Here is a 16,813-nt window from a genome sequence, read left to right as displayed (position 1 = left end):
TATTAGCAATAAAATAATATGCAGTCAACAATTAAATTGTGTAAAATTAATTTGTGGTTTAAATAACTGTTTGATGTATTATAATGGTACTGATGATAGAAGAAAGGACAAAAAAATGGACAACAATAAATTAAAGCTAGAGAACCAAATTTGTTTTAAGATTTATTCAGCAGAACGTGAAATCACTAAATTATACAGAAGTTTATTAGAAGAGTTGGATGTCACATATCCTCAATACTTAGTAATGTTAGTACTATGGGAGGAAAAATCGGTGACTGTTAAAGAGCTTGGGCAAAAGTTATTTTTAGATTCGGGAACATTATCTCCTATGCTGAAACGAATGGAAGGGAATGGTCTCATTGAACGCCGGAGATCATTACAGGATGAAAGAACAGTTATCATTTCATTGACTAAAAAAGGCGAAGACTTGAAGGACAAAGCTCAATGTATTCCGTCTCAATTGCTAGAAAATCTGTCTTTGGACTTGGTGGAATTAAATCATTTAAACCAAACGCTATCAACCATTTTAACCAGAATACAACAGATTAACAGTTGAAAGTAGTAGTTTTGCATGATTGAGGAAGATATGAAATTGACAGTGGTCAAATTAAAAACGGCAGCAACGTATATAAAAAATGTATTTGGCGGCGTATTCGGTATGGAAATCGTTGATGAAGTAATTATCGAAGGTCATAACGCGATGCCAGATCAAGCTGAAACGATTATTGCTGAAGGTTTAGCAAAAGTGGCAGAGGTAGCTAAGAGTTTTTCCGCTGTGACTGCCTAAGTCTGAGAAATAGATTAGATTAGTGTAGCAAAATGCCCTGGCAATTATACCACTCCCAGGGCATTTTACATTACTCAGATCCAGAAGTTACAGAACCAAGGTAATTCTCTACGAAAAAAAGAGGTAAAACAACTTTATCCTGATTTAATGCGGAGTGCTTTGTATTACTACCCAAGTTGGCAACATGCCATAGAAGAAAGAAAAGTAGGTTAGAATATCTAATTTCCATCAAGACAATAGATTACCATGAACTCTGGTAACAAAAAGGTTTCGCTCCCTGTGAAGCCTTTTTGTCATGCTTAAAGTTCCTTTAAAGATTACCTAATTTGCAGTATTTTTACATAAATTCATCATTCGATTGGAATTTTTTACTATCGTTCCATTTCTTCGATTTGTCCCTCATATAGTTGTGGTCTTGGTAATTTTTCATCGTCTTTTTAGACTTCTTTCGATGTTTTACTCCATTAAATTATATTCGTTATACGTACGTCATGTTTATTAAGCTTTTTGAGGCTTACTGTAAAGGTTGTAACATTATTATCTACCATGTAAGAATCTTAATAGATTTTTAACATAAAAGTTACCCATTCTTTCAATGAAAGTCCCAACCTCTATGTTAAGATAATTCAAAGCCAATTTTTCAGGAAGTATTCTTTATTGATATTAAATATAATTGGCGAAACATTAACCATTCTTATATGAATGGTTAATGTATAAAAGGAGGTCTTTTTTTGAAACGAAAATTACAGGCAATGTTTCTTGCCATACCGATGCTTTTCTCTGTTCCTTCTATCAGCTTTGCAGACGTAGCAGAAGGAGATGTCATTGTTACATTAGGAGAAAACCTAACCGAACAGCAAAAAAATGAAATGTTAGCAGAGTTAGAGGTACCGGAAGACGCACAAATTATTACCGTATCCAATAAAGAAGAGCATGATTATTTAGGGGAGTCTATTCCAAAGGCACAAATTGGTTCCATTGCTATTTCATCAGCAAGCATCACAATGGGTGCCAAAGATTCCGGGTTAGAGGTTCAAACGAACAATATTTCATGGGTTACGGATGAAATGTATAAAAATGCCTTGACTACAGCGGGTGTAAAGGATGCAACAATTCAGATTGCCGCTCCGTTTTCTGTTACAGGTACAGCTGCTTTGACAGGAATTATGAAAGCTTATGAAACGACAACTAATGAAGAAATTCCTGAAGAAATCAAAAAAGTAGCGAACGAAGAAATGGTGAAAACAGCAGAGCTCGGTGACTCCATTGGAGCGGACAATGCTGCTGCTCTCATTGGAAAAGTAAAGGATGAAATCGCCAAGAATGAACCGAAAACAGAAGCTGACTTGCGTGCATTAATTGAACAAACTGCCACGGAGCTTGGGATTACTTTAAAAGATGCAGAGTTAGATATGTTAGTAGACTTCTTCAACAAACTGAAGGCTATGGATATTGACTGGAACCAAGTAAAAGAACAATTAAGTGTTACGACAGAAAAAATATCGACATTTTTGCAATCTGAAGAGAGTCAGTCATTTTTACAAAAGCTGCAAGATTTCTTAAATCGCTTACTTGATGAGATTCGCGTCCTCTTTGCTTAATGAACAAAGGTTAATATTGCAAACTATCTAAATAAAACTTTTTGATTTTAAGGAAAAATGAAGGGAGAAAGAAAATGGAGGAAAGTAAAGCGATTGTTGAAAGCTCAAAAAGTGATTTGGAGAAGTCAAAAATAGATGGTATATTCCCCCTTTTGGAAGGATAGGGGTAAGGAGGCGATTTATAAATGGCTACATTCGAAGTTCTGTCCTTGATACTTAGTTTTGGCATGTTTGTAATCGCTGTTTTGAAATTTCAGATCAAGATAAGATTTCTTGGACACGCTGTAAAGGCATGTTGTTTGAGACTATTCCTCGTTAAGGTGTATGTTCATTGGAAGGCTATGGGGCTTCACATACCATACAATGCAGTTGTCCCTTTTCCATATTATCCCTCCTTTATGTCATCAACATATCAAATTAAAGAAGTGGACCCTTAAGGTTTCATTTGATGTCTATGTCTAATATAATAATCACCAGATGATCTTTTTGAATGGAGAATCGTAATTCTAGGTCACGAAAGGAGAAGGATCATGAAGAAAATTATATATCCTCTTATTGCAGGAATCATCGCTATTAGTTTAACAGCTTGTGGTTCAAATGATAAAGGTGCACAATCCGATAATAGTAAAGAGCAAACTAAAACTGCTCAAACCGAGCAACAAGATCAGGAGAAACAGATAAAAGAAATGCAGAAGAAGCTAGATAAGCAAAAAATAGGGGAGAAGAAAACCGTTGCTATCATCAATGATGAAAAGGTTTTAGGTAGTGACTATAATATGGTGTTATCTTCTCTACAGATGCAAATGCAACAAATGGGACAAGATCCTACTTCTGAAGAAGCAGCCAAACAAGTGAAAGAACAAACCATCGATAACTTAGTGGGACAAACGTTGATTCTTCAAGAAGCAGATAAAAAAGGGTATCAAGCATCAGTTGAAGAAGTTGAAAAACAACTAGCTAAAATGAAAGAACCGTATAAAGAGGATAACAAATTTGAAGATGCTATGAAACAAGCAGGTTTGGGTATGACGACCCTAAAAACCAAAATTGCTAAGAATATTCAAATCATGAAGTACATGGAGAATGAAATACCAGTAGAAAAAGTAACGGATGAAGAAATTCAAGCCTATTATGACCAATCAGCCCAGCAAGGAAGTGCTGGTGGTCAAAAACTTCCAAAGCTTGAAGAAGTAAAACCACAAATCAAGCAACAACTTGAACAACAAAAACAACAAGAACAACTCAATAAACAAGTAGAAGTGCTTAAGAGAAATGCTGAAGTTCATATTAAAATCTAATGACTTCAAAACAATGACCCTTTTTTGAACGATAACTCGAATAATGGACCCTCACAAAAGGGTGCTCGTTATTCGAGTTTTTTATGTCGGGGATATCCTGCCTCCTAATCTACTAAAACATACAAATAAAGATAAAAACTTAGAATAATATGAAGAGTTCTTAGGACCTTCTTTGTATAGTGTGAAATCAAGGCAATTTGGATAACGAGGAGGAATGACCATGTTGGAATTTGATGCAAATATAGAACAATTCGCCAGGATTAAAGTCATCGGTGTTGGGGGTGGGGGAAACAACGCCGTGAATCGAATGATCGACGAAGGAGTTGAGGGTGTAGAATTTATTGCCGTTAATACAGATGCACAAGCTCTTAATCAATCAAAAGCAGAGGTCACGATGCAAATCGGTACAGCATTGACAAGAGGTTTAGGAGCAGGGGCAAACCCGGAAATAGGTAAAAGAGCTGTGGAAGAAAGCAAACAGCAGATAAAAGAAGTGTTAGAAGGCGCAGACATGGTTTTCGTTACAGCTGGTATGGGCGGTGGTACAGGCACAGGGGCAGCGCCTGCTATTGCTGAAATTGCCCGCAATCTTGGTGCCCTGACAATTGGGGTGGTAACACGTCCGTTTAAATTTGAAGGCCACAAGCGTGCAACTAACGCAGAAAGTGGAATTAACGAAATGAGGGAAGCAGTAGACACCTTAATTATTATTCCCAACGATCGCTTATTAGAGATTGTAGATAAAAAAACACCCATGATTGAAGCTTTCCGTGAAGCGGATAATGTACTACGCCAGGGTGTTCAAGGGATTTCCGATTTAATTGCTGTGCCAGGTTTAATCAATCTTGATTTTGCTGACGTGAAAACGGTCATGTCCCATAAAGGAACTGCCTTAATGGGAATTGGTATTGCCAACGGTAAAGATCGTGCTGCTGAAGCTGCGAGGAAAGCCTTAAATAGTCCGTTACTCGAAACTTCCATCAATGGAGCTCATGGTGTGATCATGAACATAACTGGCGGCCTCAATTTAAGTCTTTATGAAGTACAGGAGGCAGCCGATATAGTTGCTTCAGCTTCTCACGAGGAATTAAATATGATTTTTGGTTCGGTCATTAACGAAAACTTAAAAGAAGAAATTATCGTAACTGTCATTGCGACTGGATTCACTGAAAAAGAGGTTCCATTATTACAAACGCATTCCAAGCCATCAATGGAAGGAATGTCTAATCCAATTCAAAGGGAACGACGTAAACAACATATACAACGTGATCCGATAAACCGTGGCGAACCGGTTCAAGATTATAACCGACATTCAGAACAGCCAGAAGAATCTCTGGATATTCCAACGTTCTTGCGCAATCGAAAAAAACGATTTTGATAAATTTAAAATATGCTTTTTCCATACAGCCCTAGCGTGGGAAATGTGATAAAGGGGTTGGTGCTATCCCTTATTATCAGAGATTTTAGAAAATAGGTCTTTTAATATCCTCTTTTTCTTAATTTCAATGGGATTACCTTTCATTCAGAAAGCCATTAAAGGTAAGGATTCTAACAATAAAGGCAGTACCGTTTGTTGCACCAATAGGTTTATCCGCAACTCCTTATAGAGGAAATTAACCGATCTGTCAGAAAACTCCTGGATGAGTATTCAAAATAATTGTTAGTATATTTCAGTAGGCAACTAAAACATTCTTAATGGAATGGAAACAATTATTTTTTATGATCGAAACTACATTATATTAGAGCATGGACCAGTTTATCTGGTCCTTTTAGCGACAGACTCAGTTGTAATGTTCCAGTAACTAAGTATGAGTAGAAACAAAAAATCTTCCTGAGCAATGACACAATCAGGAAAATTTTTTGTTTAAATAGCCTTTTAAGAATGTTGCACGCTTCTTTTATTGCCTCTTTGTACGTCGACTTCACTTTTTAAACCTTTCAGTAATGAGAAGCACATGACGATCATGATAATGGCAAAAGGTAGAGCGGCTGCGATGGAAGCTGTTTGCAATACGTTTAAACCGCCAGCTAAAAGCAATACAGTAGCCAAAGCAGATTGAATGATACCCCATGTCATTTAAATTTTATTCGAAGGATTTAATGTTCCACCTTCACTTAGCATCCCCAATACAAAGGTGGCTGTATCGGCAACAGTTATATAATAAATGGCTACGATAGCGAACCCCAAAATGCTTAACACAGAACTTAATGGAAGATAATCAAAGAATGTAAAGATAGACAATGACACGTTTTTTGGTAATATATTTTGCCAGATCATGGTTACCTGTGTTTTGAACAATTTCAAGCGCGGAGCCCCAATATGGACATCCAGAGACATGTTCCGAGTGTAGGAACTACCAACACCCCAACCAATCGATTTTCCACTGCAGAAGAGAAAGTAGATTTCTAAATATAAAAAAGCGTAAAATCCTTATGAGATAAGGATTTTACGCTTTTTTTTACATGATAATGTTGAGTTTAGTCCTATTAGAAAATAAAATGAGTGATTACTTTGATCCAACCGAAAAACGCAATCCATAACGGAACACTAAGTGATGTACCCCAAATTAATCCAATTAATAGATTCCCCTGCTTGTCCATGAAATCCACTCTTATGATCGACATAGATAAACATTTATGGTTTTCGAGTTTTGCTGATAACGCTTTCAATAGTTAAGATCTCAAATAGGCCTTCCCCTACTAAGGGGTGTTAAGTTTTCAGATTGTTTCCTTATATGATACCCAAACACAGTTAGGGAAAAACGTAGAAATGTGCGAAAATTGAAAAAAAATTTCGACAATAAATGTGGTGAAGTGCGAATGGATGTGGGACTGTTGTTGCGCCACTTTATTATCAAATTAAATAGGTTTATAGGGCTATTTTTAATCCTAGTAATCGATGGTATAATATCAAAATAAACACATAGTTCGTACGAAAGGGCACTCCCATTGAAAAATGGTGTCGCAAAACTAGAGGGGCTAAAGTTTTCATAACTATGCTAGCCAGTTACCGAATATGATCGATCACCTTACTACGAATTATAAAACATACTCTAGGAGGTAATACTATGTTTATATTTATTGCAGGCTTATTTGTTGGATCGTTCTCTATGCTTTTGATTATGAGTCTAATGGTTGCAGCGAAAAGAGGAGACCAGTTAATCGAAACACACCAATAAATGAAAGCGTTTTCTAGAACAATCCCGTCTTTTTAGGGGTTGTTTTTTTATTTTTAGGTCAGGCGATCAGGGATTCAATCACATTTTCGTCGCCTAGTAGCTCTACGTGACTGGGCTCAAAATTTTCGCACTTCTTGGGTCACGTAGAACTACCCTACGTGACTGAACTCAAGAAATTCCAACGTTCTGGGGAACGTAGAGCCACTTAACGTAACTAACTTCTTTGCCAAAGTCTATTTTTAAAGGGTCACTTCTCCACTCCAAAGCGAAAAAAAGCCAAATGATGCTTTATCATCATTCGGCTTAATAGAGTTACCATTCTATTTAAAAGTTCTGAGCTACTAGATCTTTGACTTTATCCTGATCAATCACTAATTGGTAGTTATTTGCTTTTAAGATATCATCGTACATTCTTTTTCCTTCACCGGGAATTTGGTGGTATTCCAACTGGGTGTTGGGGTCGAAATCTTTCGCTGCTAGTCCAAGGCTTAGCATATCTTGTGTAGACATATTGGTCGCAATTACAAAGTCCGGAATGGATTTCACTAAAGAAGGCAAGTTGGTGATATTATTTGGACTTAAGGCTTTCTTTGCAATTCCTTTTAGTGCTTCTTCTTGTAACTTTTGACGACCATATTCGCCACTTGCGAGGGAATAGCGCTCGTGTACAACCTCAGCCACCATTTTTCCATCAAAGGAATGGGTTCCTGCACTTATCACTTTATTCTTGTTTTCACCATACCAAGGATGTGTTAATTTCACATCAAATGGTACGCTCATCTCAATGCCATCGACGGCATCCACCATTGCTTGAAAGCCGCCATAATTGGTTTCGACATAGTAATTGATCGGAGTTCCTGTTAATTCAGCGACTGCATTGACTGCTGCTTCTACCCCTTTTGTGGCGCCTTTTGTGGCCTGCATAATATATTGAACACTTGTTAGTTTGGTATAGCCGTACCCATCTAAATGAACGCGGGTATCACGTGGAATGCTAACCGCATCATATTGATGTTTTGTTAAATCAACATGGACCAACATCATTGAATCCGAGTGACCCACATTTTGACCTTTCCGTTCATCGGAACCAATCAATAACAGGTTAAAAACGGGTTCTTTTACCTCGACAGATTCACTTGTTGATGTGGTATCATCCGTTTTTCCTGAACTTACCACAGGCACCGTGGTAAAATGATTTGTCGGCTGTATCTTATAGTATTCATATCCAAGGCCCGCAACGATGAGTAAAATAATCCCCAATATGCTATAGCCGGCAATCTTCCATTTGCGTTTATTCTTCTTTTTCATAATTTCCTCCGATGGATTAGCAAAATCAATTCTATTAATTTTACAGTTTTTGAATCATCTATTCAATCATAATTTATGGGAAATCATTGGCAATCATGTGTCATCGATTCAATCATTCTAAGATTCCCAGTAATCCTAAAAATAAGCTCGATTGCCAACGTAGGAATCGGGCTTTTTATTTTTACCAGCGTTATCTAAAACATCGAACATTTCTGTTCGTATGTAGCGGTGGAATATTTCGTGAACTACAAAATAAGCATATATACATAAAGGAATGACACCCGATAGGCAGCCCAAACCAAAATTCCTTCCATAACGACCCGGAATGGAGGTTACGATGAAAGCTATTATTCTAGCAGGTGGAAGCGGGACACGCTTATATCCGTTAACGATGGTCACCAGTAAACAATTATTACCCATTTACGATAAGCCGATGGTCTATTATCCGCTTTCCACCTTAATGCTTGCAGGGATTCGTGATATTTTGATTATTTCAACTCCAGAGGATACCCCGCGTTTCGAGGCGCTGCTCGGGGATGGATCCCAGTTTGGAATACATCTAGAATATAAAATCCAGTCGAGCCCAGATGGATTAGCCCAGGCTTTTTTAATTGGGGAAGAGTTTATTGGCGATGATTCCGTCGCGATGATTTTAGGAGACAATATTTTCTACGGCAGTGGGATGCGAAAAATTCTCCAACGTGCGGCCCAAAAGGAGAGTGGGGCAACCATTTTTGGTTACCATGTGCAAAATCCAGAGCGTTTTGGTGTAGTGGAATTTAATGAAAATGGAAAAGTATTAAGCGTCGAAGAAAAACCTCAGGTACCAAAATCAAATTATGCGATCACGGGATTGTACTTTTACGACAATCGAATTGTGGATATTGCCAAAAGTGTCAGACCATCGGCACGAGGTGAGTTAGAGATTACCACTGTAATCGATCGATATTTACGGATGGGAGAACTCGAGGTTGAGCTGCTTGGACGAGGTTTTACGTGGATGGATACGGGAACACATCAAAGTTTAGTGGAAGCCACTAATTTTGTAAAAACAATTGAGGATCATCAAGGAATTAAAATCGCGGCACCCGAGGAAATCGCCTATATTAATGGCTGGATTGATATTGATAGATTAATTGAATCAGGTGAGAAATTCTCCAAGACAGGATATGGTCAATATTTATTAAAAGTAGCCAATGGCAGCATCAAGTATTAAAAGAGGTGATAGGTTGAATGTGATTGAGACTTCCCTGCCAGGGGTAATGTTTATCGAGCCAAAACTAATTGGCGATCATCGCGGTTGGTTTATGGAGACTTATAGCGAGGCAAGGCTTCAGGAAGCAGGAATCGATGTGAAGTTTGTTCAAGATAACCAATCATTCTCGGCAGCCAAAGGGACCTTACGGGGATTGCATTATCAATTAAATCCAAAAGCGCAAACCAAGCTCGTTCGCTGTACCAAAGGGTCGATATTTGATGTCGCCGTCGATCTTCGTAAAGGCAGCCACACGTTTGGAAAGTGGTTTGGAATCGAGTTAAATGTGGAAAATAAACGTCAATTATTGATTCCTAAGGGGTTTGCACACGGATTCTTGACGTTGACCGATGATGTAGAAGTTCAATATAAAGTAGACCACTTATACGCACCTGATTGTGACCGGGGCATCAGCTGGAATGATCCAACCATTGGGATTGAATGGCCAGTTGAGATGACTCCGATATTATCAACAAAAGATGAAATGGCTCCATTCCTAACAGATGCGGAAAATAATTTTAACTTTGGAGAATAAACGATGAAAATTCTAGTGACGGGTTTTACAGGACAGCTCGGCTTTGATGTGGTTCATGAAGGCGAAAGGCGCAGTTTCGAAATGATTGGCGTGGGGTCAAAGGAATTGGACATAACGGATGAAGCTTCTGTTTACAAGGTTGTAAAAGAAATCAATCCGGATGCGATTATCCATTGTGCTGCCTATACTGCGGTTGATCAAGCCGAGGCTGATCAAGAAAATTGCTGGAAGGTGAATGTCGATGGGACCAAGTATTTAGCCTGCGCTGCCAAGGAACTAAAGGCAAAATTCATGTTTATCAGTACAGATTATGTATTAGATGGATTGGGTGAAGCACCTTTTGACGAAACGATCGCGCCCAACCCCTTCGGATATTACGGGGTGACCAAATATGAAGCGGAGAAAATTGTCCAAACGACCTTATCCGAATGGTTCATCGTCCGGATATCTTGGGTTTTTGGACTAAACGGGAATAATTTCGTGAAAACAATGCTGCGATTGTCTGAAACTAAAAATGAACTACATGTGGTGGGAGATCAAGTGGGTTCGCCGACGAATAGCTTGGATTTGTCGCGTTTATTAATTGATATGATTCAAACGGATCGATATGGAATCTATCATGCCACGAATGAGGGATTTTGCAGCTGGGCTGAATTTGCTGAAGAAATTTTTCACAAAGCGGGCAAAATAGTAAAAGTCCATTGCATTAAAACCGAGGAATATCCGACCAGGGCAGTTCGTCCCAAGAATTCCCGAATGTCGAAGCAAAAGCTGCTGGACAATGGATTTATTCCATTGCCGTCTTGGCAGGAATCCTTAGAGCAGTACTTAAAAGCGTTAAAGCAAGAGGTGAAGTAATGCAAGGGAAAAAGCTTCTTGTAACAGGTGGAGCCGGATTCATCGGAGGCAACTTTGTTCAATATATGATTAACAAATACCCTCAGTATGATATTTATAATTTAGATGGATTAACCTATGCGGGCGATCTAACCAAGCACCGCGAGATCGAAAAGATGGAAAACTATCATTTTATGAAAGCGGATATTGCTGATCGCGAAGCCATTCTACCGCTTTTTGAAAAAGAAAAGTTTGATTATGTGGTCCATTTTGCCGCAGAAAGCCATGTCGATCGCTCGATTTCGGAACCAGAAATATTTGTTCGGACGAATGTGCTAGGGACGCAAGTGTTACTTGATGCCGCCAAACAAATAGAAGTCACCAAGTTTGTTCATGTATCAACGGATGAGGTATACGGTGAGTTAGAGCTGGATTCATCGACATTGTTTACCGAAGAGACGCCATTACAGCCCAATAGTCCATACAGTGCTAGTAAAGCGTCCTCTGATTTCTTGGTTCGTGCCTATCACGAAACATTTGGACTGCCAGTCAATATTACACGTTGTTCCAATAACTATGGTCCCTTCCATTTTCCGGAGAAATTGATCCCGTTAACGATTTCTCGCGTTGTAAATAATCAGAAGGTACCTGTTTATGGTGATGGAAAGAATATCCGTGATTGGCTGCATGTCCATGATCATTGTGCAGCACTAGACCTTGTTTTGCATGAGGGTGTTACCGGGGAAGTCTATAACATAGGCGGGCACAACGAGCGGACAAATTTAGAAGTGGTTAAAACGATTATTACCACGTTAGGAAAATCGGAAGAGTTCATTGAGTTTGTCCCAGACCGTTTGGGTCATGATAAGCGCTACGCGATTGACCCTACGAAGTTGGAGAAGCTAGGATGGAAACCAACCTACACATTCGAAACGGGAATCGCTCAAACGATTGATTGGTATGTGGATAACAAGTGGTGGTGGGAGCTAATTATTAGTGGGGAATACCAGGATTACTTCAAGAAGCAGTATTCTTTTGATCAACCATAGACCCCGCATTCACAATTGTGGATGCGGGGCTTTTTAGTTTATATGTTTCGACATTTTTCTGCATTATAAGAAGTGTAAAAAAATACATAAGAGATTAGAATCATATAAAGTTTGTTGATTTTACTGACTTTTCCAGTCATTACCGTTGCTAGTGAGTATATTAATTTTTGTTAAGTTGAGAATTTGTCAAATCTTGACCTTTTATTTAGCTTTAATCACTTTCATTTTATTTGTAAAATATAAAAAAGTTAAAAAACATTTTTTAGGTATAACTAAATGAACTTTGATTTATTACAGAAGTGGAATGAACAAAAAGTTAGAATTAAATAAAGGAGATAGAAAAAAATGTACAAGTATACAATCTATGTAACTCATAAAGGTAAAGTCTATCAAACCAACGTAATAGCTAGCAAAGACCAAACAGAAGAAGAAGTTTATCGTATGGCACAAGAACAAGTTCTGAAACAATGGGCAAATTAAATACGGGATCCTGGGATTAAAAGGATTGAATGGAACTTGCACTTGAAGAATAGATTTGGATAGCTTCCTTTACTTGAAATCCAGCTGCCAATGGCGGCCTTATTTCAGCACTTGCACTTATAACTCGTGCTGGTGGTTTACTAGCATTTTTAGTCCGTAAAAAAAGCCTGGCTGCCAATACCAGGCTTTTTGCTTTCTCTTTTACGGTCTTGCGCTTGAAACAGCGGTCCAGCCACTGTACACTTTTACAGTGCCGACCATCTTGTAGGACCTTGCTTTATAATAATAGGTTCTTCCGGTTGTCAACCCAGTATTGGTGAAATACAGGGAGGTCGTAGTTTTGACCAGGCTGTATGTTCCGGTGCTGGAAGTCGCCCTATACACTTCATACCCGCTTGCCCCTGTTACCGCACTCCAGGTTGTTTTGATGCTTGTTGAACTGTATCTTGCTGCCTTGAAATTAGTTGGGACGGACGGGATTGGCTTGGCTGAGACCACTGTGGTATAACCGCTGTAAACTTTGGTTGTCCCGACCATTCGGTACGCCTTGATTTTGTAATAATATAGTTTGTTGGTAGAAAGCCCTGTGTTCGTGAAGCTCGTTGCGGTCGTGGTTTTACCGACTAAGGAATACGTCCCCGTTGAGGAGGTTGCACGGTATACTTCATACCCACTTGCTCCGCTGACAGCCGTCCAGCTGGTTTTGATGCTGGAATATGAAGCGGATGCTGCCTTGAAATTAGTTGGAACGGACGGGATTGGCTTGGCTGAGACCACTGTAGTATAACCGCCGTAAACTTTGGTTGTCCCGACCATTCGGTACGCCCTGATTTTGTAATAATATACTTTGTTGGTAGAAAGCCCTGTGTTCGTGAGGCTCGTTGCGGTCGTAGTATTACCGACTACAGAATACGTCCCCGTTGAGGAGGTTGCACGGTATACTTCATACCCGCTTGCCCCGCTGACGGCAGTCCAGCTGGTTTTGATGCTGGAATAAGAAGCCGATGCTGCCTTCGGAGAAGCTGGGACCGTTAGTACTGGCTTTGCGGAAACAACCGGGCTGAATGCACCGTAAATCTTTTCGCCATTATCAAATTTAAAATAAGTCTGGATTTTATAGTAATACGTTGTGCCAGTATTCAAGCCTGTGTTTGTGTAATAATAGGCAGTAGGATCAGCGATACTGGTAATTTTCGTAAAGGTTCCGTTGCTAGATGTTGACCTGTAAATGTCATAACCATCGACGCCTGTTGCAGGAGTCCATGTCAGCTTTATGCTATTATAGGAGCTCGCTGTCGCTTTCGATGTAACGACAGGCTCAAGATAGGATGGGTCAGTTGTAAACCACTTATAATTGATTGCACCCGTTGACTGGTTCACGCCCGTACTAATCCTGATCACCGGGAGGTCGGCTGACTTTTTGACAAGAATCCCATACCATACTTCGGACGCTGATGCTTCACGGTCTAAATTAACACCGTTTTCATCCAGTCCTGCTAATTGGTCTGTAAACGAGGCGGTTGCAATTGGGGTGATTTTCTCCCCGCCCTTTGTATAGAAATTATAATCGCTCCGAATGAGATCAGCGCGCATTAAGGATTTTTCCGGTCCGGAGATATAGGACATATCAAAACCCATCAATATCCACTGTTCATCCGCTGCCGGATCCTGGTTGGATCCATCTTCAGTTTGGATGATATCGTTGGCCTCTTCACCAAAATACATATCAAATTGCTGTAAACCCACCACTTTAGATGTGTCAGAACTGGATTTCTGCAAAGTGAACTCGTGATAATCCCATGCACTGTACGGTGTCGCTCTGTCCCCTATTGCTGCAAAAGCTTTTTCTGGAAGTAAGGAGACGGCTAATAAAAAGAAAAAGGACAATAAAAAGATGGTAACCTTGCTGTTTCTCATAATTTCCCCCTAGATAGGATATTTTCGGTATAGATCACCTATTTCTCTCTTTTTTTACAGGCGGATCTATCCAATCTTAATTCTACAAGGTTTGAGAAAATCTGACAATATATCATTTTTATTGAAATTTTTGTAGTAGAAACGTTAAATATCTTCTATCCTATTAAAGTAAGAATAACACTATTTTATTTAGATAAAAAAAGATAAAATAAAGTGTATTTTAAATATGACGATAGAGGTGCCAAAGTGAAAGAGATTCTTTTGATTTTGCTGTTGCAACTGATTTATGTACCTATATACACGCTAAGAACAATCTTTTTGGTTAAAAATATAACTGTGTTAGCATCGATATTAGGTATTGCAGAAATGTTAATTTATGTTTTTGGCCTTTCTCTCGTATTTGGTGGAGATCAAAGTTTTGTATCAATGGTTGTTTATGCAGTTGGCTTCGGGTTAGGAATTATACTTGGGACGAAATTGGAACAAAAAATAGCTATTGGTTATATAAACGTAACGGTTAATACACAAGAAAAAAATAGTAATTTGATAGACACATTACGACAAAATGGCTTCGGCGTTACTTTATATACGGGTGAAGGCCGAGACAGTGAACGTTATCGAATGGAAATATTGACAAAGAGAAATAGAGAAAATGAACTAATTGCAACTGTGGAAATGTTTGAACCTAGTGCGTTTATTATTTCATATGAGCCAAGAAGATTTAAAGGCGGTTTCTTATTGGACCGACTTCGATAGATGAATTGAACACAACGAACTGTTGTGTTTTTTATTATTTTAAAAAAACAGATTATAATTTAATACTCGGGCCAAAAATTGAAGAGGGGTGTTCCTGGATGACCAATAGTAGAATGAATCCTAAGGTTGATGAATTTTTAAGTAAAGCTAAAAAGTGGAAGGAAGAATATGGGAAGTTGAGAAATATCGTTCTTGACTGTGAGCTGACCGAAGAATTTAAGTGGATGCATCCTTGTTACACGTTTGAGAAAAAAAACATAGTTTTAATACATGGATTTAAAGAATATTGTGCGCTGCTGTTTCACAAAGGCGCCTTGTTAAAGGATACCCATGGGATTCTAATCCAACAAACGGAGAATGTACAGGCGGCACGCCAGATTCGGTTCACGAATGTTCAAGAAATAGTTGAAATGGAATCCATCTTGAAAGCCTATATTTATGAAGCCATTGAAGTTGAAAAAGCCGGTTTGGAAGTGAATTTTAAAAAGAATACAGAATTTATAATTCCTGAAGAACTTCAAAATAAATTCGATGAAATCCCTGCCTTGAAAACTGCTTTTGAAGCATTGACGCCGGGACGGCAAAGAGCATACATACTTTATTTTTCCCAACCCAAACAATCCAAAACTCGAGAGTCAAGGGTTGAAAAATATATGCAGCAAATTCTCAATGAAAAGGGATTAAATGATTAATATTCGATGAACTAACAGGCTCTTCACAACAACCCAATAATGGGTGGAGCTGATTTCTCATTTAATGACCATTATTTGCTTATCAGTGTAATTAAGGGTGACGGGACACTTTCTCATAATGGTGATCAATATGAACTTGAAAAGGGGACTCATTTTATTATCCCTGTAGGATTTGGTGACTTTGAGGTGGATGGGAATTGTGAATTGATTTTTTTACATATGTAATATGGTGAAATTTAGCTAATACAAACGAAGCGTAAAGATCCTATTTGAGTTTGGATTTTTACGCTTTTTTATTTTTTGCAGAAGAGATAAAGTTATTTAAATATAAAATTGACTTTTTGAAATTTTCAGAATAAACTTTACCTATCGGATAGGTGGACAGTCATAGAGCAGCAAAAAAGATTCTTAGAAGGGTGACCGTCTTATGAAAAGCATTAAAAAAGTTTCCATGCATGAAATGATTGCAGAGGAAATCAAGAGATTTATAAACGAACATCAATTAAAAAGGGGAGATAAACTCCCGTCTGTTGCAGAATTAACAACAAAACTAGGTGTTAGCAGATCGAGTATTCGCGAGGGTTTACGGTACCTTGAGGGTATAAATGTAATTGAGATACAAAACGGTAAAGGGATTTTTGTAAAAAATGGTGATGAATTAAAAATAGAAGCCAAAATCGATGTGGAGCAGGAGAAAAATTACTTATTGCATATTAGCGAGCTGCGAAGAGCTCTTGAAGGAAAAGCAGTAGAGCTAGCCACATTAAGGGCGACAGATGAGGAAATTAAAGAAATGGAAAGACTGATAGCTGAGGTAACCTCCCTAAAAGATGCAGGGATTGATTCTTCTGAAGAAGATTGGGCTTTCCACAAAGCCATTTATAAAGCATCCCATAATCCACTTTTAGAAAGTGTCGCTGAATCGGTCTCAGACACATTTAATAAACTTTGGAGCAAGCCTTTTGGAATCGACCATATTTTTAGTGATACCTTACCATTTCATCTCACCATGCTGGAGGGCATTAAACAGAGGGACCCCGCTTATGCGTTACAAGAGTTTAATAAAATAATAGACGCTGTCGAACATACTGTTAGAAAAATTTAAGAAAGAAGGCATGA

The 16,813-nt window shown here is 38.5% G+C and carries 16 protein-coding genes, 2 pseudogenes and 1 riboswitch; of the genes and pseudogenes, 15 read left to right on the top strand and 3 right to left on the bottom strand.

Going from position 1 to position 16,813, the window contains the following annotated elements:
• Positions 1-115: 115 nt before the first annotated feature.
• The 6 genes and pseudogenes from CCK98_RS29865 to ftsZ all read left to right on the top strand — a co-directional run bounded on the left by CCK98_RS29865 (position 116) and on the right by ftsZ (position 5,064).
• On the top strand, positions 116-556 hold the full coding sequence (locus tag CCK98_RS29865) for a MarR family winged helix-turn-helix transcriptional regulator (protein WP_088090596.1): 441 nt from the start codon (positions 116-118) through the stop codon (positions 554-556).
• A gap of 51 nt (positions 557-607) precedes the next feature.
• Positions 608-787 (top strand): annotated as a pseudogene (locus CCK98_RS29860) (FMN-dependent NADH-azoreductase); the annotation flags it as partial.
• 731 nt (positions 788-1,518) lie between these two features.
• Positions 1,519-2,388 carry a DUF1002 domain-containing protein gene (locus CCK98_RS29855; RefSeq protein ID WP_142292207.1) on the top strand — a complete coding sequence of 290 codons (870 nt, stop codon included), beginning with the start codon at positions 1,519-1,521 and terminating at the stop codon, positions 2,386-2,388.
• Positions 2,389-2,573: 185 nt separating this feature from the next.
• Positions 2,574-2,825: a putative holin-like toxin gene (locus CCK98_RS29850; RefSeq protein ID WP_088089917.1), complete on the top strand. Its 252-nt coding sequence runs from the start codon at positions 2,574-2,576 to the stop codon at positions 2,823-2,825.
• Between the two features lie 93 nt (positions 2,826-2,918).
• Entirely contained in the window at positions 2,919-3,686 is a 768-nt protein-coding gene (locus CCK98_RS29845) for a SurA N-terminal domain-containing protein (RefSeq protein WP_088089916.1), read from the top strand.
• 220 nt (positions 3,687-3,906) lie between these two features.
• On the top strand, positions 3,907-5,064 hold the full coding sequence (gene ftsZ / locus CCK98_RS29840) for a cell division protein FtsZ (protein ID WP_088089915.1): 1,158 nt from the start codon (positions 3,907-3,909) through the stop codon (positions 5,062-5,064).
• 498 nt (positions 5,065-5,562) lie between these two features.
• On the opposite strand, the pseudogene CCK98_RS29835 reads toward ftsZ, so the two are convergent.
• A pseudogene (locus tag CCK98_RS29835) lies at positions 5,563-5,964 on the bottom strand (BCCT family transporter).
• Positions 5,965-6,615: 651 nt separating this feature from the next.
• Positions 6,616-6,701, top strand: a riboswitch (cyclic di-GMP riboswitch).
• Positions 6,702-7,189: 488 nt separating this feature from the next.
• Positions 7,190-8,173 carry an LCP family protein gene (locus CCK98_RS29825; RefSeq protein WP_088089913.1) on the bottom strand — a complete coding sequence of 328 codons (984 nt, stop codon included), beginning with the start codon at positions 8,171-8,173 and terminating at the stop codon, positions 7,190-7,192.
• A 337-nt stretch (positions 8,174-8,510) separates the two neighbouring features.
• Here CCK98_RS29825 and rfbA point away from each other — a divergent pair, with 337 nt between their 5' ends.
• From rfbA to CCK98_RS29800, 5 genes are all read left to right on the top strand, one after another.
• On the top strand, positions 8,511-9,389 hold the full coding sequence (rfbA, locus tag CCK98_RS29820) for a glucose-1-phosphate thymidylyltransferase RfbA (RefSeq protein WP_088089912.1): 879 nt from the start codon (positions 8,511-8,513) through the stop codon (positions 9,387-9,389).
• A 13-nt stretch (positions 9,390-9,402) separates the two neighbouring features.
• Complete coding sequence (gene rfbC, locus CCK98_RS29815; protein WP_088089911.1) at positions 9,403-9,963, top strand: dTDP-4-dehydrorhamnose 3,5-epimerase; 561 nt, start codon at positions 9,403-9,405, stop codon at positions 9,961-9,963.
• A 3-nt stretch (positions 9,964-9,966) separates the two neighbouring features.
• Entirely contained in the window at positions 9,967-10,821 is an 855-nt protein-coding gene (gene rfbD, locus CCK98_RS29810; protein ID WP_088089910.1) for a dTDP-4-dehydrorhamnose reductase, read from the top strand.
• On the top strand, positions 10,821-11,849 hold the full coding sequence (gene rfbB / locus CCK98_RS29805) for a dTDP-glucose 4,6-dehydratase (protein ID WP_088089909.1): 1,029 nt from the start codon (positions 10,821-10,823) through the stop codon (positions 11,847-11,849). The genes rfbD and rfbB overlap by 1 nt, the downstream gene beginning before the upstream one ends.
• A 345-nt stretch (positions 11,850-12,194) precedes the next feature.
• Positions 12,195-12,329 carry a BA3454 family stress response protein gene (locus CCK98_RS29800; protein WP_088089908.1) on the top strand — a complete coding sequence of 45 codons (135 nt, stop codon included), beginning with the start codon at positions 12,195-12,197 and terminating at the stop codon, positions 12,327-12,329.
• Between the two features lie 201 nt (positions 12,330-12,530).
• Here CCK98_RS29800 and CCK98_RS29795 read toward each other — a convergent pair whose 3' ends face one another.
• Entirely contained in the window at positions 12,531-14,246 is a 1,716-nt protein-coding gene (locus CCK98_RS29795) for a fibronectin type III domain-containing protein (RefSeq protein WP_088089907.1), read from the bottom strand.
• Positions 14,247-14,492: 246 nt separating this feature from the next.
• Here CCK98_RS29795 and CCK98_RS29790 point away from each other — a divergent pair, with 246 nt between their 5' ends.
• The 4 genes from CCK98_RS29790 (at position 14,493) to CCK98_RS29775 (ending at position 16,799) form a co-directional block, all read left to right on the top strand.
• Positions 14,493-15,002 carry a DUF2179 domain-containing protein gene (locus CCK98_RS29790; protein WP_088089906.1) on the top strand — a complete coding sequence of 170 codons (510 nt, stop codon included), beginning with the start codon at positions 14,493-14,495 and terminating at the stop codon, positions 15,000-15,002.
• Positions 15,003-15,100: 98 nt separating this feature from the next.
• Positions 15,101-15,694, top strand: coding sequence for a YdeI family protein (locus tag CCK98_RS29785; protein WP_088089905.1), 594 nt, complete (start codon positions 15,101-15,103; stop codon positions 15,692-15,694).
• Between the two features lie 39 nt (positions 15,695-15,733).
• A complete protein-coding gene (locus CCK98_RS29780; RefSeq protein WP_088089904.1) occupies positions 15,734-15,919 on the top strand; it encodes an AraC family ligand binding domain-containing protein in 186 nt (61 codons plus the stop codon).
• Positions 15,920-16,121: 202 nt separating this feature from the next.
• Positions 16,122-16,799: a FadR/GntR family transcriptional regulator gene (locus tag CCK98_RS29775; RefSeq protein ID WP_088089903.1), complete on the top strand. Its 678-nt coding sequence runs from the start codon at positions 16,122-16,124 to the stop codon at positions 16,797-16,799.
• Positions 16,800-16,813 lie beyond the last annotated feature (14 nt).

It is taken from the genome of Bacillus sp. OV166 (assembly GCF_900177675.1).
Taxonomy (GTDB): Bacteria; Bacillota; Bacilli; order Bacillales; family Cytobacillaceae; genus Neobacillus.
The sequence above is the reverse complement of the archived record's forward strand: the minus strand, read 5'-3'. Positions and strand labels throughout refer to the sequence as shown.